We start from the raw sequence: 24,140 nt of genomic DNA, 5'->3' as shown, positions 1-24,140 counted from the left end.
CGCTTCACTTCGGTTCAGCAGGTGGCGGCAGGGTGAAACCGGAGACCGAACGGCGCATCTCGCTGGCCATACGGGCCAGGTGGCGGATGCTGTCGGCAGTGGCTCCGGAGCCGGCGGAGGTCTGCGCGGTAATCTGCTGGATGACTGCCATGGTGTGGGAGATCTGCCCGGCCGACGAGGTCTGCAGTTGGGCAGCATCAGAGATGCTGTGGATAAGATCGGCCAGGTTCTGCGATACCCCTTCGATCTCGGCCAGCGCCACGCCGGCATCCTGGGCCAGGCGGGCGCCGCGCACCACTTCGGCGGTGGTTTGCTCCATGGAGATCACGGCCTCGTTGGTGTCGGCCTGAATGGTGCGCACCAGCGCCTCTATCTGGCGGGTGGCCGAGGACGAGCGCTCGGCCAGGCGCTGCACCTCGTCGGCAACCACCGCAAAACCACGGCCGGCCTCACCAGCCAGCGAGGCCTGGATCGCCGCGTTGAGGGCAAGAATGTTGGTTTGGTCAGCAATGTCGTCGATCAGACTGACAATGTCGCCGATTTCCTGGGAAGACTCACCCAGGCGTTTGATCCGCTTGGCGGTGTCCTGGATCTGCTCGCGAATGTTGTCCATGCCATTGATGGTGTTGTGCACCACCTCGTTACCCTTGTTGGCGATGGCCACCGAGCGTTCGGCCACCTTGGCCGATTCGTAGGCATGCGCCGATACTCGATCGATCGACTCGACCATGTCGCCGACCGCCTCGGAGGCCTCGCTGATCTGATCGGCCTGGTGCTCCGAGGCCTTGGCCAGCTGGCGAGCGGTGTTTTGCGTGTCCTGCACGGCAGCGGCGACCTGCACGGCGCTGTGAATGATGGTGGCGACCAGATCGCGCAGCTGGTCCACGGAATAGTTGATCGAGTCGGCAATGGCGCCAGTGAAGTCTTCGGTCACCGATACGGTCACGGTCAGGTCGCCATCAGCCAGCTCTTCGATTTCGTCGAGCAGGCGCATGATCGCCTGCTGGTTGCGTTCGTTCTTTTCCGCCGTCTCGCGCAGCTGGCGGTTTGTGGTACGCACCATGACCAGGCCGATGAGGATGATCGAGGCCAGTGCCAGCAGGCCCAGGGCGTAGCCGCCCACTGTGTCGAGAGTGCGCCCACCGGCCAGGTTTTCGAAACTGTTGGCCAGGTGCGACGCTTCGTCGAGCAGGGTTTGCGACAAGCTGAAGATGTTGCCTGCTGCCTCGCGTACGCGGAACAGTTCGGGCGAGGTTTCGAGGATTTCATCCACGGAGCCTGCGACAAACTGGAACAGTTCAGCGATCTCGGCCAGGCGCGCGCGGGCGTCGGCGTCTTCGACGCGGGTTACCTGGATTGCCGCGTTGCCGCTGAGCATGCCTTCCAGCACCTGGCCAAAGCGCCCGGCATCGCGGCCAAAGGCATCGGCTGCCTGGGCTGCAGTATCGTCACCGGCCAGCACAGTGTTGACCGAACCCAGAATGCGCTCGGCCAGCAACAGCTGGCGCTGGGCGACCGCCACCTGGGCGGCCGGAGCGCCGCTTTGCAGCAGGATCTCGACCACTTTTTCGTATTCCACCTGCAACTGCGGCACGGTTTCGGCCAGCGTCGCCGCCACTTGGTGCAGCGACAGCACGGTCTGCTCGCTGGCCAGGATGGTGTCGGTGTTCTTGCGCAGGTTTTCCCAGTCGCGGCGTACCGACTCCATCTCGTCACGGACCGTGGGCGGCGCGGGCGGCAGGCCGGTGGACTTGTCACCCTGACGCAGGTAGCCCCAACGCCGTTCGAAATCATTGCGCGCATCCGATAGCAGCTTGAAGGCCAGAGCCTTGCCAGCGGCCGCTTCGGTGGCGTTCTTGGCGATGCGTTGCGACAGCACCCGCAGTTCGCCGGCATGGCCGATGTACTGCTTGTCGTAGTTGGATTGGGTGTTCAGGTACGCGAAGTTGGCGAACAACAGGATGATCGACAAGATCAGAATCAGGAACAGCACAGTGATCTGCGCGATGCTGCGGGTACGTGGGCTCACCGTGGTTGCGGTGACAGAGGTGGCAGGCTTGTTCACGTTCGCAGGTCCTATAACGCCACATCAAGAAAGCCCGGCGCCTGGGCCAGGGCGAAGGGGCTGAAAATCGCCCAATTGCGTTCGCGCGGGAAATGCCCCTGCACAAACCGTGCAGCAGCGTGGATCAGTGGCTGCGGCGGCGAAAGCTGCAGGCTGTCCAAGGCAAAGTGCTGCAAGCCCAGTACCTCGTCCACCAACAGGCCGACGAACAAGGCCTCGTGGTCCAGCACCAGCACCCGCCGTTGCTTGCCCGGGGCGACGTGACCCAGGCCGAAGAAGCTGCTCAGGTCCATCACCGGCAACAACCGGCCACGCAGGTTGGCTACACCGCACACCCATGGCTGCACACCTGGGACGCGGCTGCTGCGCGGCTCGCGCAGCACCTCGGCCACTTCGCCCATGGGCGCGACGAACCACTGCCCGGCAATGCGAAAACCAATACCGCTCCACTGTTGCAGGCGGTTGTCCTGCGGCGGTTGGTCGGCAACCAGCAGGCGGCAGCGCCGGTCAATGTCCAGCAACAGCTCGAAGGCGGTCAGCGACGCGCCCTGCGGGCGGGTGGTCAAGCGCCCAGCACTTCTTGGAGCTTGGCGATCAGATCGTCTTCTTCCACCGGTTTGGTCACGAAACCCCGCGCGCCTTGGCGCTTTGCCCAAATGCGATCAGTTTCCTGGTCTTTGGTGGTAACGACCAATACTGGAATGGCGCTGGTCTCGGGATCCTTGCTCAATTGCCGGGTCGCCTGGAAGCCGTTGAGAACAGGCATGACAATGTCCATCAACACGGCATCGGGCTTTGCCTGGCGGGCCAACGCCACGCCATCGGCACCGTTGCTGGCTTTGAGCACCTCATGACCGTGCTTTTCAAGCCATCCGGCCAATTTGTACATCTCTGTCGGCGAGTCGTCGACAATCAGAACTCGGGCCATGCTGTTTCCCCATCAGGAAAGTAAGGCCGTGCCATGGCGGGGCGCGGTCAGGGTGCGTGTTGTTGAGGCGCGGTAAACCCGGGCACATGGGCACGGATCGCGTCGAGCAGCTCTTCCTTGCTGAACGGTTTGGTCAGGAACTGATCAGAGCCGACCACCCGGCCGCGGGCCTTGTCGAACAGCCCGTCGCGCGACGACAGCAGAATCACCGGGGTGTCCTTGAAAGCACTGTTGTGCTTGATCACGGCACAGGTCTGGTAGCCGTCCAGGCGCGGCATCAGCACATCGACAAAGATGATGCTGGGCTGGTGGTCGACGATCTTGGCCAGGGCATCGAAGCCATCGCTGGCAGTGATCACCTCGCAGCCCGCTTCACCGAGCAGCATCTGCGCGGTGCGGCGGATCGTGCGCGAATCGTCGATCACCATCACCTTCAGGGGTTGTTCCATAGACGCCTACCAATGGAAATTAGCTGCACTTTTAGCACACTCCGGGTGGCCATTCCATCTGCGCCGCCCCTTGACCGGCGGCGTTCGCGGCGCCACCCTGAGCCACTTTTCTTTCGATCCATCGCGGCCACCTGCCGCCAAGAGGAACCACCCCATGAGCGTTCGCCTCGGCATTGTCATGGACCCCATCGCGTCCATCTCCTACAAGAAGGACAGTTCGCTGGCCATGCTGCTGGCCGCCCAGGCCCGCGGCTGGAACCTGTTCTACATGGAACAGCAAGACCTGTATCAGGGCGAAAGCAAGGCCCGCGCCCGCATGCGCCCGCTGAAAGTGTTTGCCGACGCGGCGCACTGGTTCGAGCTGGGCGAGGAGCAGGACAGCCCGCTGGCCGAACTGGACGTCATCCTGATGCGCAAGGATCCGCCCTTCGACATGGAGTTCGTCTACAGCACTTACCTGCTGGAGCAGGCCGAAAATGACGGCGTGCTGGTGGTCAACCGCCCGCAGAGCCTGCGCGATTGCAACGAAAAGATGTTCGCCACACTGTTCCCGCAGTGCACCACGCCGACGCTGGTCAGCCGCCGCCCGGACATCATTCGCGAGTTCGCCGCCAAGCATGTCGACGTGATCCTCAAGCCGCTGGATGGCATGGGCGGTACGTCGATCTTCCGTCACCGGGCTGGCGACCCCAACCTGTCGGTGATCCTGGAAACCCTGACCGCACTGGGCACCCAGCAAATCATGGCCCAGGCCTACCTGCCGGCAATCAAGGACGGCGACAAACGCATCCTGATGATCGATGGCGAGCCGGTGGACTACTGCCTGGCGCGTATTCCGGCCAGCGGCGAGACCCGTGGCAACCTGGCCGCCGGCGGCCGTGGCGAAGCACGCCCGCTGACCGAGCGCGACCGCTGGATCGCCGCCCAGATCGGCCCGACCCTGCGCGAGAAAGGCCTGCTGTTCGTGGGGCTGGACGTGATCGGCGATTACCTCACCGAAATCAACGTTACCAGCCCCACCTGCATCCGCGAGATCGATGCCGCCTACAACACCGATATCGGTGGCAAGCTGATGGATGCCATTGATCGCAAGCTCAAGGCGCGCTGACAGCCAACGCGAAGCAAAACTGCAGAGTGGGGTATGATGCCGGTCCTATTCGACTGAGCTGCTGCCCCGCCCTGCAGTTGCTGGATACCTGATGACGCTGCCCGCTGACATCCCTGCCGACCTGCTGCCTCCCCGTGTTCGCCCGGTGGACCGGCTCGGCTTTACCCTGTTCCTGGCTGCCCTGGTGCACTTGGCGCTGATTCTTGGCGTCGGCTTCACCGTGGTCAAACCTGCCGAAATCCGCCACACCATGGACATCACCCTGGCCACCTTCAAGAGCGAGAAGGCGCCGGAGAAGGCCGATTTTCAGGCCCAGGAGAACCAGCAGGGCAGCGGCACGCTGGACAAGAAAGCGGTGCCCACCACCACCGAGCTGGCGCCCTTCCAGGACAGCAAGATCAACAAGATCACCCCGCCGCCTGCCGCCAGGCCCGAGGTGATACCACCCCCTACCCCGCAGAAGTCGGCGGTAGTGACCACTGCGCCCAAGCCGCAGAAGGTCGAACCCAAGCCCAAGGAAAGCAAGGCACAGCCCAAGCCGGCCGCACCCGTGCCAGACTTCGACAGCTCGCAGCTGTCCAGCCAGATCGCCAGCCTGGAGGCGGAACTCTCCAACGAACAGCAGCTGTACGCCAAGCGCCCGCGCATCCACCGTTTGAACGCCGCGTCGACCATGCGCGACAAGGGCGCCTGGTACAAGGAAGAGTGGCGCAAGAAGGTCGAACGGGTCGGCAACCTGAACTACCCCGACGAAGCGCGCCGGCAGCAGATTTACGGCAACTTGCGGATGATGGTGTCAATCAACCGCGATGGCTCGTTGTACGAGGTGCTGGTGCTGGAATCGTCCGGGCAGCCGCTGCTGGACCAGGCAGCGCAACGCATCGTGCGGCTGGCGGCGCCGTTTGCGCCGTTTACCGGGGATCTGGCCGAGTTTGACCGGCTGGAAATTATCCGCACCTGGCGGTTTGCTCGTGGCGACCGTTTGTCCAGCAACTGATTTACTGGCTTCACCGGCCCTTTCGCGGGCACGCCCGCTCCCACAGGATTTACACCGGATCGGAAGCTCGTGGAGAACCTGTGGGAGCGGGCGTGCCCGCGAAGAGGCCGGCACAAGCGACACAAAGCGGACCTTGTCAGCCCCGTCACCTGGCGCCACACTATCCCCCATGAAAACCCTCGCCCCGAGCTACCTCAAGCACCAGTTCCTGATCGCCATGCCGCACATGGCCGATCCGAACTTCGCCCAGACCCTCACGTACATCGTCGAGCACAATGAGCATGGGGCCATGGGCCTGGTGGTCAACCGGCCGCAGGAGCTGAGCCTGTCCGACATCCTCGAGCAGCTGCGCCCGGACGAAATGCCGCCGGCCAGCACCTTGCAGGTGCCGATCTACCAGGGTGGCCCGGTGCAGACCGACCGCGGCTTCGTGCTGCACAGCAGCGAATGCAGCTTCCAGGCCACGGTGGCCCTTGAAGGGCTGTCGCTGACCACCTCGCAGGATGTGTTGCTTGCAATTGCCGCAGGGGTAGGCCCGAAACAGAGCCTGATCACACTGGGTTATGCCGGCTGGGAAGCGGGCCAACTGGAAGCGGAACTGGCCGACAACGCCTGGCTCAACTGCCCGTTCGACCCACAAATCATCTTTGACCGGGCCAGCGACCTGCGCCTGGAAGCAGCCGCCGCCAGCCTTGGCATCAACCTGCACCTGCTGACCAGCCAGGCGGGCCACGCCTGATGGCAGAACTTCAACCAGAGCTACGGCTGTTGCTGGGTTTCGACTACGGCACCAAACAGATCGGCGTGGCCGTCGGCCAGGTGATCACCGGCCAGGCCCGCGAGCTGTGCACCCTGAAGGCGCAGAACGGCGTGCCGGACTGGGCCCAGGTGGAAAAACTCATTGCCGAATGGAAGCCCGACGCCATTGTCGTCGGCCTGCCGTTGAACATGGACGGCACACCCAGCGAAATGAGCGCCCGCGCCGAAAAATTCGCCCGCCGCCTGAACGGCCGTTTCAACCTGCCCGTGCACACCCACGACGAGCGCCTGACCACCTTCGAGGCCAAAGGCGAGCGCATGGCCCGTGGTGGCCAGCGCGGCAGCTACCGCGACAACCCGGTCGACGCCATCGCCGCGGCACTGTTGCTGCAAGGCTGGCTGGAGGCCAATACCTGATCATCTTTGCCGCCGGGCCCGCCCGGCGCACCCTTCCGAGGAGCCCGCAATGAGCCTACCCAATCCCGCCGACCTGGTTCGGCAGATGGCTGTCGACCTTCGCGCCCACCTGGCGCGCCGGGCAATCACCGAGCCCCGTTACATCGGTATCCGCACTGGCGGTGTCTGGGTTGCCCAGGCCCTGCAGGAAGCCATGGGCGACACCAGCCCCATGGGTACGCTGGACGTTTCGTTCTACCGCGACGACTTCAGCCAGAACGGCCTGCACCCTCAAGTGCGCCCGTCCGAGCTGCCGTTCGAGGTCGAGGGCCAGCATCTGGTGCTGGTGGATGACGTGCTGATGAGCGGTCGTACCATTCGCGCGGCGCTCAACGAACTGTTCGATTACGGCCGCCCGGCCAGCGTCACCCTGGTCTGCCTGCTGGATCTGGATGCCGGCGAATTGCCGATCCGCCCGAATGTGCTCGGCGCCACCCTGTCGCTGGCCGCCCATGAACGGGTAAAATTGACCGGACCCGCACCGCTCGCCCTCGAGCGCCAGGACCTCGCCCCCGCTTCCGCCCTTTAAGAGTCCCCCGCGATGACGCCAATCGACGCCAAGCGCCCGCTGCAGCTCAATGATCAGGGCCAGCTGCGCCACTTCCTCTCGCTCGACGGTTTGCCCCGCGAACTGCTGACCGAGATCCTCGACACCGCCGACTCCTTCCTGGAAGTCGGTGCCCGGGCCGTGAAGAAAGTCCCGCTGCTGCGCGGCAAGACCGTGTGCAACGTGTTCTTCGAGAACTCGACCCGTACCCGCACCACCTTTGAGCTGGCGGCCCAGCGCCTGTCTGCCGACGTGATCAGCCTGAACGTGTCGACCTCCTCGACCAGCAAGGGCGAGACGCTGTTCGACACCCTGCGCAACCTGGAAGCCATGGCCGCCGACATGTTCGTCGTCCGCCATTCCGACTCTGGCGCCGCGCACTTCATCGCCGAGCACGTGTGCCCGGACGTTGCCGTGATCAACGGCGGTGACGGCCGCCACGCGCACCCGACCCAGGGCATGCTCGACATGCTCACCATCCGCCGCCACAAAGGCAGCTTCGAGAACCTCTCGGTGGCCATCGTCGGCGACATCCTGCACTCGCGCGTGGCCCGCTCCGACATGCTGGCGCTCAAAGCGCTGGGTTGCCCGGACATCCGCGTGATCGGCCCGAAAACCCTGATCCCGATCGGCATCGAACAGTACGGCGTCAAGGTTTACACCGATCTCGCCGAAGGCCTCAAGGATGTCGACGTGGTGATCATGCTGCGCCTGCAGCGTGAGCGCATGGCCGGCGGCCTGCTGCCCAGCGAAGGCGAGTTCTACCGCCTGTTCGGCCTGACCACCGCGCGCCTGGCCGGGGCCAAGCCTGACGCCATCGTCATGCACCCGGGCCCGATCAACCGTGGCGTGGAAATCGAGTCGGCCGTGGCCGACGGCAAGCACTCGGTGATCCTCAATCAGGTCACCTACGGCATCGCCGTGCGCATGGCCGTGCTGTCCATGGCCATGAGCGGGCAGAACGCGCAACGTCAATTCGACCAGGAGAACGCCCAGTGACCATCAGTATTCTTGGCGCCCGGGTCATCGATCCCAGGACGGGCCTGGACCAGGTGACCGACCTGCACCTGGAGAGTGGCCGCATTGCTGCCATCGGCGCCGCGCCGGCCGGTTTCAGTGCCAGCCGCACGATCCAGGCCGATGGCATGGTCGCCGCACCGGGCCTGGTCGACCTTGGCGTGTCCCTGCGTGAGCCGGGTTACAGCCGCAAAGGCAACATCGCCAGCGAAACCCGCGCGGCCGTGGCCGGCGGTGTCACCAGCCTGTGCTGCCCGCCGCAGACCAAGCCTGTGCTGGACACCTCAGCGGTGGCCGAGCTGATTCTGGACCGCGCCCGCGAGGCCGCCAACAGCAAGGTCTACCCGATCGGCGCCCTGACCAAAGGCCTTGAAGGCGAGCAGCTGGCCGAACTGGTGGCCCTGCGCGACACCGGTTGCGTGGCCTTCGGCAACGGCCTGAAACAAATCCCCAACAACCGTACCCTGGCCCGCGCCCTGGAGTACGCCGCCACTTTCGACCTGACAGTGGTGTTCCACTCCCAGGACCAGGACCTGGCCCAAGGCGGCCTGGCCCATGAAGGTGCCATGGCCAGCTTCCTTGGCCTGCCGGGCATCCCGGAAACCGCCGAGACCGTCGCCCTGGCGCGCAACCTGCTGCTGGTCGAGCAGAGCGGCGTGCGTGCGCATTTCAGCCAGATCACCAGCGCCCGTGGCGCAAGGCTGATCGCCCAGGCCCAGGAACTCGGCCTGCCGGTAACCGCCGATGTGGCGCTGTACCAGCTGATCCTCACCGATGAGTCGCTGCGCGAGTTTTCCAGCCTGTACCACGTGCAACCGCCGCTGCGCACCGCCAAAGACCGGGATGGCCTGCGCGCCGCAGTCAAATCGGGCGTGATCCAGGCAATTTCCAGCCATCACCAGCCGCATGAGCGCGACGCCAAGCTTGCCCCGTTCGGCGCCACGGAGCCGGGTATCAGCAGTGTCGAGCTGCTGCTGCCACTGGCCATGACCCTGGTGCAGGACGGCCTGCTCGACCTGCCGACCTTGCTCGCCCGCCTGAGCAGCGGCCCGGCTGCGGCCCTGCGCCTTCCGGCCGGTGAGCTGAAAGTGGGTGGTGCGGCCGACCTGGTGCTGTTCGACCCGCAAGCCTCGACGGTTGCCGGCGAGCAGTGGTTCTCGCGTGGCGAGAACTGCCCGTTCATCGGCCACTGCCTGCCGGGCGCCGTGCGTTATACCTTGGTCGATGGGCACGTTTGCCACGAGGCCTGAGTAACCCTCACTGGCCTCATCGCCGGCAAGCCAGCTCCCACAGGAAATCACTGCCCTCAAGGCCTGTGGTGTTCCTGTGGGAGCTGGCTTGCCGGCGATGAGGCCAGCGCAGGAGAACACTGACCATTCATCCCCCACGGTTGAAATCTTCCCCCCCACCCCCATATGAGTCTGCATCAGGCACTTTCGCCCCGCTGCGTGGAGACTCTCCCCTTGACCACCATCGTTTCTGTCCGCCGTAACGGCAAAGTCGTCATGGGCGGCGACGGCCAGGTATCCCTCGGCAACACCGTGATGAAAGGCAACGCCAAGAAAGTGCGTCGCCTGTACCACGGCCAGGTCATTGCAGGCTTCGCCGGTGCCACCGCCGACGCCTTCACCCTGTTCGAGCGCTTCGAAGGGCAGCTGGAAAAACACCAGGGCCATCTGGTTCGCGCCGCCGTCGAGCTGGCCAAGGAGTGGCGTACCGACCGTTCCCTGAGCCGCCTGGAGGCCATGCTGGCCGTGGCCAACAAGGACGCCTCCCTGATCATCACCGGCAACGGTGACGTGGTCGAACCCGAAGACGGCCTGATCGCCATGGGTTCCGGTGGCGCCTATGCCCAGGCCGCAGCCCGCGCCCTGCTGAACAAGACCGACCTTTCGGCCCGCGAAATCGCTGAAACCGCCCTGAACATCGCCGGCGACATCTGCGTATTCACCAACCACAACCTGACCATCGAGGAGCAGGACCTGGCCGACTGATTCAGCTGCTCTGGCGCCTCTTCCCGGTGAAGGGGCTTTTCCACGCTGACTCATCTGCCCAAGGCCCCTATTGACCATGTCCATGACCCCCCGCGAGATCGTCCACGAACTCAACCGCCACATCATCGGCCAGGACGACGCCAAGCGCGCCGTGGCCATTGCCCTGCGCAACCGCTGGCGCCGGATGCAGCTGCCTGCCGAGCTGCGCGCCGAAGTAACGCCGAAGAACATCCTGATGATCGGCCCTACCGGCGTCGGCAAGACCGAAATCGCCCGCCGCCTGGCCAAACTGGCCAACGCGCCGTTCCTCAAGGTCGAAGCCACCAAGTTCACCGAAGTGGGCTACGTGGGCCGCGACGTCGAGTCGATCATCCGTGACCTGGCCGATGCAGCGCTGAAGATGCTGCGCGAGCAAGAGATCATCAACGTGCGCCACCGCGCCGAAGACGCCGCTGAAGACCGTATCCTCGATGCCCTGCTGCCGCAGGCCCGGGTGACCAGCTTCAGCGAAGAAGCCGCCCAGACCAGCAGCGATTCCAACACCCGCCAGCTGTTCCGCAAGCGCCTGCGCGAAGGCCAGCTGGACGACAAGGAAATCGAGATCGAAGTGGCCGATGCCGTGGGCGTCGAAATTGCCGCCCCGCCCGGCATGGAAGAAATGACCAACCAGCTGCAGAGCCTGTTTGCCAATATGGGCAAGGGCAAGCGCAAGGCACGCAAGCTGAAGGTGAAAGAAGCGCTGAAGATGGTTCGCGATGAAGAAGCGAGCCGCCTGGTCAACGAGGAAGAGCTCAAGGCCAAGGCCCTGGAAGCGGTCGAGCAGCACGGCATCGTGTTCATCGACGAGATCGACAAGGTTGCCAAGCGTGGCAATGTTGGTGGTGCCGACGTTTCCCGTGAAGGCGTGCAGCGCGACCTGCTGCCGCTGATCGAAGGTTGCACCGTCAATACCAAGCTGGGCATGGTCAAGACCGACCACATCCTGTTCATTGCCTCGGGTGCGTTCCACCTGAGCAAGCCGAGCGACCTGGTACCCGAGCTGCAAGGTCGCCTGCCGATTCGTGTGGAACTCAAGGCACTGACCCCGGAAGACTTCGAGCGCATCCTGCAAGAGCCGCACGCGTCGCTGACCGAGCAGTATCAGGCCCTGCTGAAAACCGAAGGCCTGAACATCGAGTTTCTCGGTGACGGTATCAAGCGCCTGGCCGAGATTGCCTACCAGGTCAACGAAAAGACCGAGAACATCGGTGCCCGCCGCCTGCACACCCTGCTTGAGCGTTTGCTCGAAGAGGTGTCGTTCAGCGCTGGCGACCTGGCCAGCACCCATGACGAAGCGCCGATTCAGATCGACGCTGCCTATGTGAACAGCCACCTGGGTGAGCTGGCGCAGAACGAAGACCTGTCGCGTTACATCCTGTAAGACCGCAGGGGCCGCTTTGCGGCCCTTTCGCGACACAAGGCCGCTCCTACAGGGGGCCGCAATTTCCTGTAGGAGCGGCCTTGCGTCGCGATGGGCTGCAAAGCAGCCCCCCTTGCACATTCCCCAAAATCTCCAGAAGCTGTGCTTCATCAGCTACCGAGAGATTCCAGCCATGGCCCGCCTGCCCACCGCCATCAACCTGCACAAAGCCTCGAAAACCCTCACCCTCACCTACGCCCCCGGCGAGGTCTACCACCTGCCCGCCGAACTCCTGCGCGTGCACTCCCCCTCCGCCGAGGTCCAGGGCCACGGCAACCCCATCCTGCAATTTGGCAAAATCAACGTCGGCCTGGTCGGCCTGGAACCCGCCGGCCAATATGCACTGAAACTGACCTTCGACGACGGCCATGACAGCGGCCTGTTCACCTGGGAATACCTGGAGCAGCTGTGCCTGCGCCAGGAGCAGCTGTGGGCCGAATACCTCGACGAGCTGCACAAGGCCGGAAAATCCCGCGACCCGGCCGAATCGGTGGTCAAACTCATGCTCTAGCGCAAGGTCTTCAGGGTTTAGAGCGCATTTTCTAAATTCATCTGTTTGAATGACTTACAGACAGCCCAGTGAAGGGCTGTCTTGCGCATTACATGAAAGTCGGGTAACCAATGGGTGTGGCAAGTTCCCTGCATCACTTTGCAGGCAGTCAGAACCCCCGCAGCACCGCTGTTCCTTATCACTGGTCACCCGAGTAGCAGTACCGGGCTCAGAACTGTGCACCTGTCACAGCAACCGGTACTCGTCTCAGGACAACGGAGCGTCGTAGATGAGTAACAAGAACAACGATGAGCTGCAGCGGCAGGCCTCGGAAAACACCCTGGGGCTGAACCCGGTCATCGGCATTCGCCGCAAGGACCTGTTGAGTTCGGCACGCACCGTGCTACGCCAGGCCGTGCGCCAACCGCTGCACAGCGCCAAGCATGTGGCCCACTTTGGCCTGGAACTGAAGAACGTGCTGCTGGGCAAATCCAGCCTGGCCCCGGAAAGCGACGACCGCCGGTTCAACGACCCGGCCTGGAACAACAACCCGCTGTACCGCCGCTACCTGCAAACCTACCTGGCCTGGCGCAAGGAGCTGCAGGACTGGATCGGCAGCAGCGACCTGCCACCCCAGGACATCAGCCGGGGCCAATTCGTCATCACCCTGATGACCGAAGCCATGGCGCCGACCAATACCTTGTCCAACCCGGCAGCGGTCAAACGCTTCTTCGAAACCGGTGGCAAGAGCCTGCTCGATGGCCTGTCCAACCTGGCCAAGGACATGGTAAACAACGGTGGCATGCCCAGCCAGGTGAACATGGACGCCTTCGAAGTGGGCAAGAACCTGGGCACCAGCGAAGGTGCAGTGGTGTACCGCAACGATGTGCTGGAGCTGATCCAGTACAGCCCCATCACCGAGCAGGTGCATGCCCGCCCGCTGCTGGTGGTACCACCGCAGATCAACAAGTTCTACGTATTCGACCTGAGCCCGGAAAAGAGCCTGGCGCGCTACTGCCTGCGCTCGCAGCAACAAACCTTCATCATCAGCTGGCGCAACCCCACCAAAGCCCAGCGCGAATGGGGCTTGTCCACCTACATCGATGCGTTGAAAGAGGCAGTCGACGCGGTGCTGGCAATCACCGGCAGCAAGGACCTGAACATGCTCGGTGCTTGCTCGGGCGGCATTACCTGCACGGCCCTGGTGGGCCACTATGCCGCGCAGGGCGAACACAAGGTGAACGCCCTGACCCTGCTGGTCAGCGTGCTGGACACCACCATGGACAACCAGGTGGCGCTGTTCGGCGATGAGCAAACCCTGGAGGCCGCCAAGCGCCACTCCTACCAGGCCGGCGTGCTCGAAGGCAGCGACATGGCCAAAGTGTTTGCCTGGATGCGGCCCAACGACCTGATCTGGAACTACTGGGTCAACAACTACCTGCTCGGCAACGAGCCGCCGGTGTTCGACATCCTGTTCTGGAACAACGACACCACACGGCTGCCGGCCGCCTTTCACGGCGACCTGATCGAAATGTTCAAGACCAACCCGCTTACCCGTGCAGATGCACTGGAAGTGTGCGGCACCCCTATCAACCTGAAGAACGTGCAGTGCGACATCTTCAGCGTTGCCGGCACCAACGACCACATCACCCCCTGGCAGTCGTGCTACCGCTCGGCGCACCTGTTCGGCGGCAAGATCGAGTTCGTGTTGTCCAACAGCGGCCACATCCAGAGCATCCTCAACCCGCCGGGCAACCCCAAGTCGCGCTTCATGACCGGTGCCGATCGCCCGGGTGATCCGTTGGCCTGGCAGGAAAACGCCACCAAGCACGCTGACTCCTGGTGGCTGCACTGGCAAAGCTGGCTGGGCGAGCGCGCCGGTGAGCTGAAAAAAGCGCCAACCCGCTTGGGCAACCGTGCCTACGCTGCTGGCGAGGCCGCCCCTGGCACCTACGTTCACGAGCGTTGAGCTGCAGCGCCGTGGCGCTCTGCAGGCGCCACGGTGTTTACTTCACCCAAGAGTCACGCGCATGCCGCAACCCTATATCTTCAGGACCGTCGAGCTGGACAACCAGTCCATCCGCACCGCCGTTCGCCCAGGCAAGCCGCACTTGACGCCGTTGCTGATCTTCAATGGCATCGGTGCCAACCTGGAGCTGGTGTTTCCGTTCATCGAAGCGCTGGACCCGGACCTGGAAGTCATTGCCTTCGATGTGCCCGGGGTTGGCGGCTCATCAACGCCACGCCACCCGTACCGTTTCCCCGGGTTGGCCAAGCTGACGGCACGCATGCTCGACTACCTGGATTACGGCCAGGTCGATGCCATCGGCGTGTCCTGGGGCGGCGCGCTGGCCCAACAGTTTGCCCATGACTACCCCGAGCGCTGCAAGAAGCTGGTGCTGGCCGCTACAGCGGCCGGTGCGGTGATGGTGCCGGGCAAGCCCAAGGTGCTGTGGAACATGGCCAGCCCCAGGCGGTACATCCAACCGTCCCATGTCATCCGGATTGCACCGATGATTTATGGCGGCGCATTTCGCCGTGACCCGGACCTGGCCCTGCACCACGCTTCCAAGGTGCGCTCGGGTGGCAAGCTGGGTTACTACTGGCAGCTGTTCGCCGGGCTTGGCTGGACCAGCATCCACTGGCTGCACAAGATCCAGCAGCCCACCCTGGTGCTGGCCGGCGACGACGACCCGCTGATCCCGCTGATCAACATGCGCCTGCTGGCCTGGCGGATTCCCAATGCCCAGCTACACATTATCGACGACGGTCACCTGTTCCTGATCACTCGGGCCGAGGCCGTTGCACCGATCATCATGAAGTTTCTCCAACAAGAGCGTCAGCGCGCAGTCATGCACCCGCGTCCGGCATCGGGCGTGTAGGAGCGGGCTTGCCCGCGAAGCGCGGCATGGTCAGGACGAGGGAGTGTTGCCATGAAAGACAAACCGGCCAAAGGAACGCCAACGCTTCCCGCCACCCGCATGAACGTACACAGCGCCATCCTCGGCCTGCGCGGCCGTGACCTGCTTTCCACGCTACGCAGTGTTGGCCGGCACAGCTTGCTCAACCCCTTGCACACAGCCAGCCACCTGCTGGCTCTGGGCGGGCAACTGGGCCGGGTGATGCTGGGCGACACGCCCTACCAGCCCAACCCGCGCGATGCCCGCTTCAGTGACCCGACGTGGAGCCAGAACCCGTTCTACCGTCGCGGCCTGCAGGCCTACCTGGCCTGGCAGAAGCAGACGCGCCTGTGGATCGAGGAAAGCCACCTGAACGACGATGACCGAGCCCGGGCGCACTTCCTGTTCAACCTGATCAACGATGCCTTGGCACCCAGTAATTCGTTGCTCAACCCGGTGGCGGTGAAGGAGCTGTTCAACAGTGGCGGGCAAAGCCTGGTACGCGGCGTGGCGCACCTGCTCGACGACCTGCGCAACAACGATGGCCTGCCACGCCAGGTAGACGAGCGTGCTTTCGAAGTGGGCGGTAACCTGGCCGCGACCCCCGGCGCCGTGGTGTTTCGCAACGAGCAGCTGGAGCTGATCCAGTACAAGCCAATGAGCGAGAAGCAGCACGCCCGGCCACTGTTGGTGGTGCCGCCGCAGATCAACAAGTTCTATATCTTCGACCTCAGCGCGACCAACAGCTTCGTGCAGTACATGCTCAAGAACGGCCTGCAGGTGTTCATGGTCAGCTGGCGCAACCCCGACCCGCGTCATCGGGAATGGGGCCTGTCCAGTTATGTGCAGGCGCTGGAGGAAGCGCTGAACGCCTGCCGCAGCATCAGCGGCAACCGCGACCCCAACCTGATGGGTGCCTGCGCCGGCGGCCTGACCATGGCCGCGCTGCAGGGGCACCTGCAAGCCAAAAACCAGTTGCGCCGGGTACGCAGCGCTACCTACCTGGTCAGCCTGCTGGACAGCAAGTTCGAAAACGCGGCCAGCCTGTTTGCCGACGAGCAGACCATCGAGGCGGCCAAGCGCCGCTCGTACCAGCGCGGCGTGCTCGATGGCGCCGAGGTGGCGCGGATCTTCGCCTGGATGCGGCCCAACGACCTTATCTGGAACTACTGGGTCAACAACTACCTGCTGGGCAAGCTGCCACCCGCTTTCGACATCCTCTACTGGAACGCCGACAGCACACGCCTGCCCGCCGCCCTGCATGGCGACCTGCTGGACTTCTTCAAGCTCAACCCGCTGACCCACCCGGCCGGCCTGGAAGTGTGCGGCACCCCCATCGACCTGCAACAGGTCGGCCTGGACAGCTTCACCGTGGCCGGCAGCAATGACCACATAACCCCTTGGGACGCGGTGTACCGCTCGGCCTTGCTGCTGGGTGGCGACCGGCGCTTCGTGCTGGCCAACAGCGGGCACATCCAGAGCATCATCAACCCGCCCGGCAACCCCAAGGCCTACTACCTGGCCAACCCGAAACTGAGCAGCGATCCACGCGCCTGGTTCCACGACGCCAAACGCAGCGAAGGCAGCTGGTGGCCGTTGTGGCTGGAGTGGATCACCCCGCGCTCGGGCCCGCTCAAGGCGCCGCGCGCCGAACTGGGCAACGCCACCTACCCACCGCTAGGTCCTGCGCCAGGCACCTACGTGCTGACCCGATGAGCATGCTGACTGGATGAAGACTCGCGACCGTATCCTTGAGTGCGCCCTGCAGCTGTTCAACCAGCAGGGCGAGCCGAACGTTTCCACCCTGGAGATTGCCAACGAACTGGGCATCAGCCCGGGCAACCTGTACTACCACTTCCACGGCAAGGAACCCTTGGTGCTGGGCCTTTTCGAGCGCTTCGAGGAAGCGCTGATGCCGTTACTCGACCCGCCGCTGGAAGTGCGCCTGGATGCCGAGGACTACTGGCTGTTCCTGCATTTGATCGTCGAGCGCATGGCGCAGTACCGATTCCTGTTCCAGGACCTGTCCAACCTCACCGGCCGCCTGCCCAAGCTGGCGCGCGGCATGCGCAGCCTGATCAATGCCCTCAAGCGTACGCTGGCTGCATTGCTGGCCAGCCTCAAGGGCCAGGGGTTGGTAGAGAGTGAGACCCAGGCACTGGGGCAGCTGGTGGAGCAGATCACCCTGACACTGATGTTCTCGCTGGATTATCAGCGGGTGCTGGGGCGCGAGGGGGATGTGGGGATTGTGGTGTATCAGGTGATGATGCTGGTAGCGCCGCACTTGCAGGTACAGGCGCGGGCGGCGGCGGAGCAGTTGGCGATGAAGTACCTGGAGGGGTAAACCGCTGAGTCGGCACTGCTTTTGTGGGAGCGGGCTTGCCCCGCGAACCAGGGCGAAGCCCTGGCCATGAAACTCCGGTGTCCGGGCCGGCCTCTTCGCGGGACAAGCCCGCTCCCACAGTGGACTGCAGTGTCCTTGTGGAAGTGGGCTTACCCACGAAAAGCGCGACGCGGTATCAGATCAGGGTACCGGTGCTGGTTGGGGCCGACGGTGTGCTGCTGGCCGGAGCGGCGGTAGGTGCCGGGGCTGCGGTTGCAGCTGGCGCAGCGCTGGCCGCTGGAGCTGCAGGCTTGGCCGCCACTGCCGGTTTGGCCGGCGCTTTCTTCACTGCGGGTTTCTTGGCTGCCGCAGGTTTAGCCGCAGGCTTGGCGGCGACAGGCTTGGCTGCAGGTTTCGCCGCTGCCGTCTTGGCTGCCGGCTTGGCCGCCGCGGTTTTCGCCGCAGGCTTGGCCGCTGCCGCCTTGGCCAGTGGCTTGGCCGCTGCCTTGCTGGCTGCCGGCTTGGCCGCCGCTGCGCGCGACGAAATCGGCGTGACCGAAGCACCGGTCAGTTTCTCGATCTGCTTGGTCAGGCTGTCCACCTGCTGATGCAGGGCCTTGATCTCGTTGCGGCTCGGTACGCCCAGGCGCGAGATGGCGCTGTTCAGGCGTTTGTCGAAGGCCTCTTCGAGTTCGCTCCACTTGCCCAGTGCACGGTCCTTCACGCCAGACACGCGCGATGTAGTCGACGACTTCGCAGTGTCGGCTACTTCTTCAGCCGTCTTCTTCGCCTGTTTCTCGGCCTTCTCGCCATCTTTCACCAAGGCGTCGAACAGCTTCGGGCCGTCCTGGTCGACTTTCGAATAGATACCCAGCCCCGCCAGCCAGATCTTGCGGGAGTACTTCTCGATCCCGCCGACCCAGGAGCTGCCTTCTTTTTCGGTGTTCTTCTTGCCAGCCATCCTGCTCTCCTTATGGTTTGTGCGCGACGCGCTCAAGCAGCTCGTGCAGCTGTTCAAGCTTGACCGACAACGCCTCAACGTCATGTTTAGACGGAATGCCAAGGCGATTCAAGGCGCGCCCTACCCGTGCGTCGAAAGCTTTTTCGATCTTGTCGAGTTGAATTTCCACCTTGCCGCGTACGCGACTGACTTCTTCGGCGGCTTCGTCGATCTGATGGTTGGCAGCATCGAGCTCTTTGTCGATGTGTTTCTTGCCACGCTTCTCGACGCCTTCGCCGGCCTTGACCAGCTCATGGAAGTAGTCGGAGCCTTCCTGGCCAACCCGCGCATAAGCGCCGATGCCAGCCAGCCAGATCTTGCGCGCGTAGCCGCGCACTTCGCCCAGCGTACCCAGGGCGTCGTCCTTTTTCTTCACAGTCACTTTGGCCATGCTCTGTACCTCATGCTCATGAGTGGAGGAGAACCGCCCATGAAGGTTGGGCTTGAGCATAAGGTAGGGGCAGGAATTAGAATCTTCACCCTAAGATCGCCGCACTGATGTATCTACCGCAGTAGCTCCAGGCTGGCGCTCCAGCATTCGGCTCCCGCTTACTGGAGCCATAGCCATGCCCCTGTCACCGACCACGTCGCCCCTATCGCTCAGACAGCTGGTAGCGAAGCAGTTCGCCAACCGCCCCCGCTTGCGCGAGGTCATTGCCGCCGCAGGCTTCGACGCACTCGCAGCACGCTACCCATGGACCCGCAAGAACCACCCGCAGCTGCAATCCTTGAAGGGCTTCAGCATCCTGCCCGGCCCGGATGAACAAGCACCGGCACAGCCAGGCAAGCTGGTCGACACATTGCTAGAGCATTTCCTCAACGGTCAGCCCATGGCGCTCAAGCCCACGGCCCGGCTCAGCCTGGCCCCACCGGCCATCTTTCGCCCCCAGGAGGCAGCGCCGACCATCGACATTCGCATGGCCGACCTGAACACGGCCTTCGACGATATGCTTGCGACTCTCGGCGAGGCATTCCAGCAGGCACAAGTCAGTTTCTGGAACAGCCGCGAAGCCGACTCGGATGTCACCCCACTGTGCTGGATGCAGCAGGTTCTCAAGGCCGCATTGCTCGGCACGCTTGAACGCCAGGGCCTGGACAGCGACCAAAAGGCCTTGCTCTACGCCGTCCTCGCTCAAACCAGCCCATCGGCAAACGTGCAGGGTTTGCAGATTTCGTTCAACACTCAAGGCAGCACAGTTCATCAGGTATTGCCGGACCTGCTCGTCACTGGAAAAAAAGGCGCGCGCGATCTGGTCTTGTGGTGCAAGCCGTCTGGCACCGTACGCGGTTTCAACGGGCTTGCGGCCTTCGCCGCTGCCCTGCGCGAAGCGCTTTGCGAACACTATGCGTTCGATACGATGTCCTGGGCCTGCACAGCACTCACCGAAGACCCGTTCGGCTATCAGGCCCGGCAACTGCTCAACGCAATACTGCAACAGATCGACCGCGTGCAACTCGGCGCTACCAAACAGGCAAGTGATCTAGAGGCAGTCTTCAGCCGGCTGAGCGATCCTTCATCGACCTTCCCGGCGTGCTTCCTCCTTGAGCAATTGACACCCGCGATCAGGCTGCCTGACTGGCTGGAGAACGCCACGGTGACAGATCGGTTCCAGTACCACATGGCGCTGCTGGAGCTGTCGGCAGAGCACATGCTGGCACAGGGTGAATCATCCCTGGACGGGATCGAAGACCTGCAGCAATTCACTGTTCGCCGCCTGCGCGAGCAGATGCGCGATGACCACCCGGCCGATCCGCCTTACAACCCTGATCAGGTGCAAATAACGATTTCACAAGTGGTGCAGACGTCCTCCGCGGGGCCTGCGAGACTTGAGTACCTGAAAACCATCAGCCTGACCGAAATGGCCATCTCACGTCTGCCCTTGGGCAGTGACCAGGTAGCCTCGGCCATTCAATTGGCCGATCAACAGACGCTGAGCAGCTGGATGAACCTTGACTATGTCAATGCACTGATCGCAGCCGTGGACATTGGCGGCCACTATCCAAAATTTGTTCACGACCAGTTGCAGGCCGGTGCCGACACCGACAAACGCCGCCAGCGCTTTGCTCAGGAATGGCGTGCTGCCCTAATGCTGAGCGCGCTACAGGCAAAAATCGGCGGGCAGTTGACCGAGCAAACCTGGCAGGCAATCGCTGACTTCTGTCGCCGCAAAGCCGACTCCAGCGCACCGCTCAGCCTGGCGCCACTGGCATTCAACAGCGTGCCGGGTGGCCCGAAGGCCAACCAGGTACATGGCATGTTCGTCATCGAGGTACCTGCCACTGCGGCCTGGGTACTTTACCGCCCCATGGCCACAGCGCAGGCCGTCAGGCAGTTCGACAGCCGCAGCCAATTGATGACAGCCATTCGGGCTGAACAAGGCCTGCAGCAAGACATCCTCACCTGGCTGAATGACGACGCCCGGCCCATTTATGCCAATGACGGCTTTACCCACCCGCACCTGCATGCCGGCCTCACCGAACTGGCGCACCTGCTGGGGCCGGCCTCCGGGCTGGCCGTTGGTGCCATTGAGCAACTGAGGGCCCCCGTCACCTTGGCGTTCACGCCATGGACCGGTGATCCGGACCTGATGATGTTTCAGGCCAGGGCCGACATGCTCCTGTTGCTGGCTTCACGGCAGAGTGTTTCCAACGCCGAGCAGCGCTGGGCGCTGGTCGTGCAGTTCGCCTGGCTGGCGTTCAACACGGCGACGATCCTGCTGCGAGGGCCTGCCGGCCTGGTTGCCTGGTTGGTTGCAGCCCTGCTCAGCATCAAAGATGACCTGACAGCATTGACCCAAGGCAGCAGCGAAGAAAAGCTGCTCGCCGGCGCGGACATACTGCTGAACCTGGCCATGCTGCTGGCGCATGGGCACGTGACAGCCATCCCCGCCCCTGAAACCGAAACGCCGATTCGGCCCGGGCCGCGCCGCAGCCCCGGCGCAACGGCCAGGCAACCACCTGAACAAACAACCTGGCAGGCCCTCGCCGAGCAACCTCGGCCCGCAGCGCTGAACGTGAGCCAATGGGGCCACGACCAGCGGGTCGGCAACCTGCCCAGTGAAGCCCGCGCGGCCCTCGACACCTTGCGTGCGAAGGTCAACCTGAACGGGCAGCCTGCGCTGGCCAGCGGCCGTATGCGTGGCTTGTACAAGGTTGACGAGCGTTACTACGCAAAACTGCAGGGTGTCTTCTTTGAAGTCGAAGAGCGCTGGAACGGTATGCGCATCATTGGCCCGCAGGTCAGCGAAAGCGAATGGTCGCAGACCTGGGGCGCAGAGCCAGACGGCTACTACATGGCTGACCGCGAACGCAGCAACGGGCCTTGGCTGACGCGCTGGAACGGCGAATGGATGCTCGACCTGCACCTGCCGGGCGGCATGCCGAAAACGGCCAGGGCGCTGATCGATGAAAAAAAAGAAGCCTTCAGCAAAATGCTGGAAAGCCGAGTGGCAAATGACAAAAAACTGACCAGTACGGATACGTTCATCGATGGCTACCTGGAACGGGTAAAAGCCTACGACCAGGCGCACTTGGCATTCGAGAAATCCCTGGATGACTACCCCGGCGTTGCACTCGACAACCTGCCTGAACACCTGCAGGAGCGGCGGCAGGCGCTACGGACTCTGCGCAACGAAGCACGGGCAAACATCAATGTACTGGCCCTTACCTACGAAAAGCAGGCCGGGCTGATCAGGGAGCAGGCAGAGCTTTACGCCAGCATGAGCGACCCGAAATACGCCAGGTTCGACCCCAAGGGCGCTGCTGTCTTTGGCCGCGGTCAGTGGTGGGAGCAGTTGCTGACCGCCGACCTGCAGCAGTTCCGCCGCCTGCTCGACATGAATGACTATGAAGCGCTCAAGCGCCAGTCGCGTCGGCTGGTGCAACTGCCTTTCGGCCAGGAGCAGGCACAACTGTACCTTGACTACAGCAAGAACATCGACGCAGCACTGGGCATCCATAGACGTGTCTTCAACGTCAGTCAACGCCTGGACCAGAACCTCAACGAGGCACTGACAGACGGGCAGATCCAGTTCTCAGGCAAGCGCAAGAAGCTCGACACCATCATCAACAACCGGCGCTACTCGACCCTGATCACCCGTGGCCAGATCCTCAGCGATCTGGTTCAACTGGTCGTGAGAAGGGACCAGCTGACTGCAGAGAACTTCGAAAGCACCCTCCTTGCGCAACAAGACCTGCGCAGCAGGCATCTGCATGAGGCCCTGCTGAGCCACGACAGCCTCACGGCAGCCCACCTGAAGCCAGAAGAGCAGAAAGAGCCACTGGAGAGCGCACTGCGCGAGTACAAGCTGTCACTGGGCAACGCCGAGTATTTGCTTTCACGCAACATTCCCGCAGTGGACAACAGTCGGCTGAATGAATACATCGGCGAGATCAATGCCTTGATCAGCCTGACCGAGCATGACCTCGCCGCCATCTCGGCTGCGGCCGACACACAGGATGCGCTGCCCGAACAACAGCTGACCCATAAGGTACGCCCTGCCAGACGCAAGATCATCCGCACCAGCCGGGGCCGAGCCCTGGTCGTCGAGGAGGCTGAGGAGGGCAGCGAAGCCGTGCAGATCGACCCGCTGACCGAACAGACCATTACCCGCTATCAGCAACAGGGCGATCACTGGGAAGCGGTGCCGCAAAGGGTGCCCGCACCTGACTACGCTCGCCTGCGCCGTACCGGCAATGACCTGCTGGCCCAGAAAGCCGCCAGGATCGCCCACGCCTCCCGCCACCTGGACGGGCCCAACAGCCTGGCCGACCTGCTTGATTTCTATGTGCAGGACATGTCTGAGGTCGCCGTGCAGTTGCGAACCGGCCCGGAGCAAGGGCATTCACTGGCCAGCCGGCTGGAGCAGGCGATTGACGAAGTAAAGGCAGAAAAACAACGCCTGCTGACCAGCGCCTACCTTGGCACCCGGCACCCGGACAGCAGGGCCTTGCGTTTCCTGGTGCAAGCAGACGAAGTCGAGGTCAGGCTGAGCAAACGCCGCAAGAAGCTCAAGGCCAACGACTATCTGGATGTCTATGACATTGATCGCCTGCAACCCAGGCAGAAGCTTTGGGAAGCGCATTTCCACTACACGAGCGCCAGTGCCGCTGCGCGCCGCTTTGCGAAAGGCCATTTGAAGTTCCCGAACGCCATGAGCCGTGACGAGCGTCTGCAGCGGGCACTGGCCGCCACGGAGCGTTATGACATCTATCGGGGCGATCTGCGCCTGGAGCAGATCGAGGACCTTATCCCGTTCCCCGACAACTGACAGCAGCAGGTATCAGGCCAGCGCCTTTTCCAGCGCCCGCTCGATTTCGCCCTTGATGGTGCCGCTCATCATCGACAGCATCATGCCGAGCTTCAGCTCCACGCGGATGCTGTCTTCGCCGATGTGCACGCTGCCGTTTGCACCGCTGCGTGCCACGTCGACCCGGTCACCGTTCCAGGTGGCCTTGAGGTCATATTCGCGGCTGAGCTTGTCGACCAGCGCTTCTGCCTTGGCACGGGCAGCATCGCGGCCGAGGGAGTGTTTGCGTTCGACGCTGATCTGGGTCATGCGGGTGTTCCTGAAGATGAAGACATAATTGGCATTATGCCCGCCCCTGCCCACTGGCACACCCCGCCAAGACAAATCCGCCCGTTCGCC

22 protein-coding genes are annotated in these 24,140 nt (G+C 63.3%); 15 read left to right on the top strand and 7 right to left on the bottom strand.

The genetic code is table 11. The features are described from left to right. Positions 1 to 4: 4 nt before the first annotated feature. From P0Y58_04340 to P0Y58_04325, 4 genes are read right to left on the bottom strand one after another with little or no spacing between them, the layout of a single operon-like run. On the bottom strand, positions 5 to 2,029 hold the full coding sequence (locus tag P0Y58_04340) for a methyl-accepting chemotaxis protein (GenBank protein ID WEK33275.1): 2,025 nt from the start codon (positions 2,027 to 2,029) through the stop codon (positions 5 to 7). 47 nt (positions 2,030 to 2,076) lie between these two features. After that, positions 2,077 to 2,631 carry a chemotaxis protein CheW gene (locus tag P0Y58_04335; GenBank protein WEK31430.1) on the bottom strand — a complete coding sequence of 185 codons (555 nt, stop codon included), beginning with the start codon at positions 2,629 to 2,631 and terminating at the stop codon, positions 2,077 to 2,079. Further along, complete coding sequence (gene pilH / locus P0Y58_04330; GenBank protein ID WEK31429.1) at positions 2,628 to 2,993, bottom strand: twitching motility response regulator PilH; 366 nt, start codon at positions 2,991 to 2,993, stop codon at positions 2,628 to 2,630. Before pilH ends, P0Y58_04335 begins: the two co-directional genes overlap by 4 nt. Positions 2,994 to 3,040: 47 nt before the next feature. After that, entirely contained in the window at positions 3,041 to 3,442 is a 402-nt protein-coding gene (locus P0Y58_04325; protein ID WEK31428.1) for a response regulator, read from the bottom strand. Between the two features lie 154 nt (positions 3,443 to 3,596). Between P0Y58_04325 and gshB the strand changes: the two genes are divergently transcribed. The 14 genes from gshB to P0Y58_04255 all read left to right on the top strand — a co-directional run bounded on the left by gshB (position 3,597) and on the right by P0Y58_04255 (position 17,513). After that, positions 3,597 to 4,550 carry a glutathione synthase gene (gene gshB, locus P0Y58_04320; protein ID WEK31427.1) on the top strand — a complete coding sequence of 318 codons (954 nt, stop codon included), beginning with the start codon at positions 3,597 to 3,599 and terminating at the stop codon, positions 4,548 to 4,550. Positions 4,551 to 4,641: 91 nt separating this feature from the next. Continuing rightward, positions 4,642 to 5,547 (top strand): energy transducer TonB, encoded by a 906-nt coding sequence (locus P0Y58_04315; protein ID WEK31426.1) that lies wholly within the window; start codon positions 4,642 to 4,644, stop codon positions 5,545 to 5,547. Between the two features lie 169 nt (positions 5,548 to 5,716). After that, entirely contained in the window at positions 5,717 to 6,286 is a 570-nt protein-coding gene (locus tag P0Y58_04310; GenBank protein ID WEK31425.1) for a YqgE/AlgH family protein, read from the top strand. Further along, the gene (ruvX, locus tag P0Y58_04305; protein ID WEK31424.1) at positions 6,286 to 6,723 is read left to right on the top strand and encodes a Holliday junction resolvase RuvX; all 438 of its coding nucleotides are present in this window, start codon (positions 6,286 to 6,288) and stop codon (positions 6,721 to 6,723) included. The genes P0Y58_04310 and ruvX overlap by 1 nt, the downstream gene beginning before the upstream one ends. Positions 6,724 to 6,772: 49 nt before the next feature. Further along, positions 6,773 to 7,291 carry a bifunctional pyr operon transcriptional regulator/uracil phosphoribosyltransferase PyrR gene (gene pyrR / locus P0Y58_04300; GenBank protein ID WEK31423.1) on the top strand — a complete coding sequence of 173 codons (519 nt, stop codon included), beginning with the start codon at positions 6,773 to 6,775 and terminating at the stop codon, positions 7,289 to 7,291. A gap of 12 nt (positions 7,292 to 7,303) precedes the next feature. Next, positions 7,304 to 8,308 (top strand): aspartate carbamoyltransferase catalytic subunit, encoded by a 1,005-nt coding sequence (locus P0Y58_04295; GenBank protein ID WEK31422.1) that lies wholly within the window; start codon positions 7,304 to 7,306, stop codon positions 8,306 to 8,308. Then, complete coding sequence (locus P0Y58_04290; GenBank protein ID WEK31421.1) at positions 8,305 to 9,576, top strand: dihydroorotase; 1,272 nt, start codon at positions 8,305 to 8,307, stop codon at positions 9,574 to 9,576. Before P0Y58_04295 ends, P0Y58_04290 begins: the two co-directional genes overlap by 4 nt. Positions 9,577 to 9,789: 213 nt before the next feature. Continuing rightward, positions 9,790 to 10,320, top strand: a complete 531-nt coding sequence (hslV, locus tag P0Y58_04285) for an ATP-dependent protease subunit HslV (protein ID WEK31420.1) — start codon at positions 9,790 to 9,792, stop codon at positions 10,318 to 10,320. Between the two features lie 76 nt (positions 10,321 to 10,396). After that, positions 10,397 to 11,740: an ATP-dependent protease ATPase subunit HslU gene (gene hslU, locus P0Y58_04280; protein WEK31419.1), complete on the top strand. Its 1,344-nt coding sequence runs from the start codon at positions 10,397 to 10,399 to the stop codon at positions 11,738 to 11,740. A 172-nt stretch (positions 11,741 to 11,912) separates the two neighbouring features. Then, the gene (locus tag P0Y58_04275) at positions 11,913 to 12,290 is read left to right on the top strand and encodes a DUF971 domain-containing protein (protein ID WEK33274.1); all 378 of its coding nucleotides are present in this window, start codon (positions 11,913 to 11,915) and stop codon (positions 12,288 to 12,290) included. 268 nt (positions 12,291 to 12,558) lie between these two features. Beyond that, the gene (gene phaC, locus P0Y58_04270) at positions 12,559 to 14,238 is read left to right on the top strand and encodes a class II poly(R)-hydroxyalkanoic acid synthase (protein ID WEK31418.1); all 1,680 of its coding nucleotides are present in this window, start codon (positions 12,559 to 12,561) and stop codon (positions 14,236 to 14,238) included. A gap of 61 nt (positions 14,239 to 14,299) precedes the next feature. Further along, positions 14,300 to 15,151 carry a poly(3-hydroxyalkanoate) depolymerase gene (phaZ, locus tag P0Y58_04265; protein ID WEK31417.1) on the top strand — a complete coding sequence of 284 codons (852 nt, stop codon included), beginning with the start codon at positions 14,300 to 14,302 and terminating at the stop codon, positions 15,149 to 15,151. A gap of 51 nt (positions 15,152 to 15,202) precedes the next feature. Next, positions 15,203 to 16,885 (top strand): class II poly(R)-hydroxyalkanoic acid synthase, encoded by a 1,683-nt coding sequence (phaC, locus tag P0Y58_04260; GenBank protein WEK31416.1) that lies wholly within the window; start codon positions 15,203 to 15,205, stop codon positions 16,883 to 16,885. 13 nt (positions 16,886 to 16,898) lie between these two features. After that, positions 16,899 to 17,513, top strand: a complete 615-nt coding sequence (locus P0Y58_04255) for a TetR/AcrR family transcriptional regulator (GenBank protein ID WEK31415.1) — start codon at positions 16,899 to 16,901, stop codon at positions 17,511 to 17,513. A gap of 175 nt (positions 17,514 to 17,688) precedes the next feature. Here P0Y58_04255 and P0Y58_04250 read toward each other — a convergent pair whose 3' ends face one another. Both P0Y58_04250 and P0Y58_04245 read right to left on the bottom strand, forming a co-directional pair. Then, the gene (locus P0Y58_04250) at positions 17,689 to 18,453 is read right to left on the bottom strand and encodes a phasin family protein (protein WEK31414.1); all 765 of its coding nucleotides are present in this window, start codon (positions 18,451 to 18,453) and stop codon (positions 17,689 to 17,691) included. Positions 18,454 to 18,463: 10 nt separating this feature from the next. After that, on the bottom strand, positions 18,464 to 18,883 hold the full coding sequence (locus P0Y58_04245) for a phasin family protein (protein WEK31413.1): 420 nt from the start codon (positions 18,881 to 18,883) through the stop codon (positions 18,464 to 18,466). Between the two features lie 175 nt (positions 18,884 to 19,058). Between P0Y58_04245 and P0Y58_04240 the strand changes: the two genes are divergently transcribed. Then, on the top strand, positions 19,059 to 23,762 hold the full coding sequence (locus P0Y58_04240) for a hypothetical protein (GenBank protein WEK31412.1): 4,704 nt from the start codon (positions 19,059 to 19,061) through the stop codon (positions 23,760 to 23,762). A 12-nt stretch (positions 23,763 to 23,774) separates the two neighbouring features. On the opposite strand, the gene P0Y58_04235 is transcribed toward P0Y58_04240, so the two are convergent. Further along, positions 23,775 to 24,050 carry a polyhydroxyalkanoic acid system family protein gene (locus P0Y58_04235; GenBank protein WEK31411.1) on the bottom strand — a complete coding sequence of 92 codons (276 nt, stop codon included), beginning with the start codon at positions 24,048 to 24,050 and terminating at the stop codon, positions 23,775 to 23,777. Between the last annotated feature and the right edge of the window lie 90 nt (positions 24,051 to 24,140).

The sequence above is a fragment of the Candidatus Pseudomonas phytovorans genome, assembly GCA_029202525.1.
In the GTDB taxonomy this organism is placed as follows: domain Bacteria; phylum Pseudomonadota; class Gammaproteobacteria; order Pseudomonadales; family Pseudomonadaceae; genus Aquipseudomonas; species Aquipseudomonas phytovorans.
This window is presented reverse-complemented; position numbering and strand designations above follow the sequence as displayed.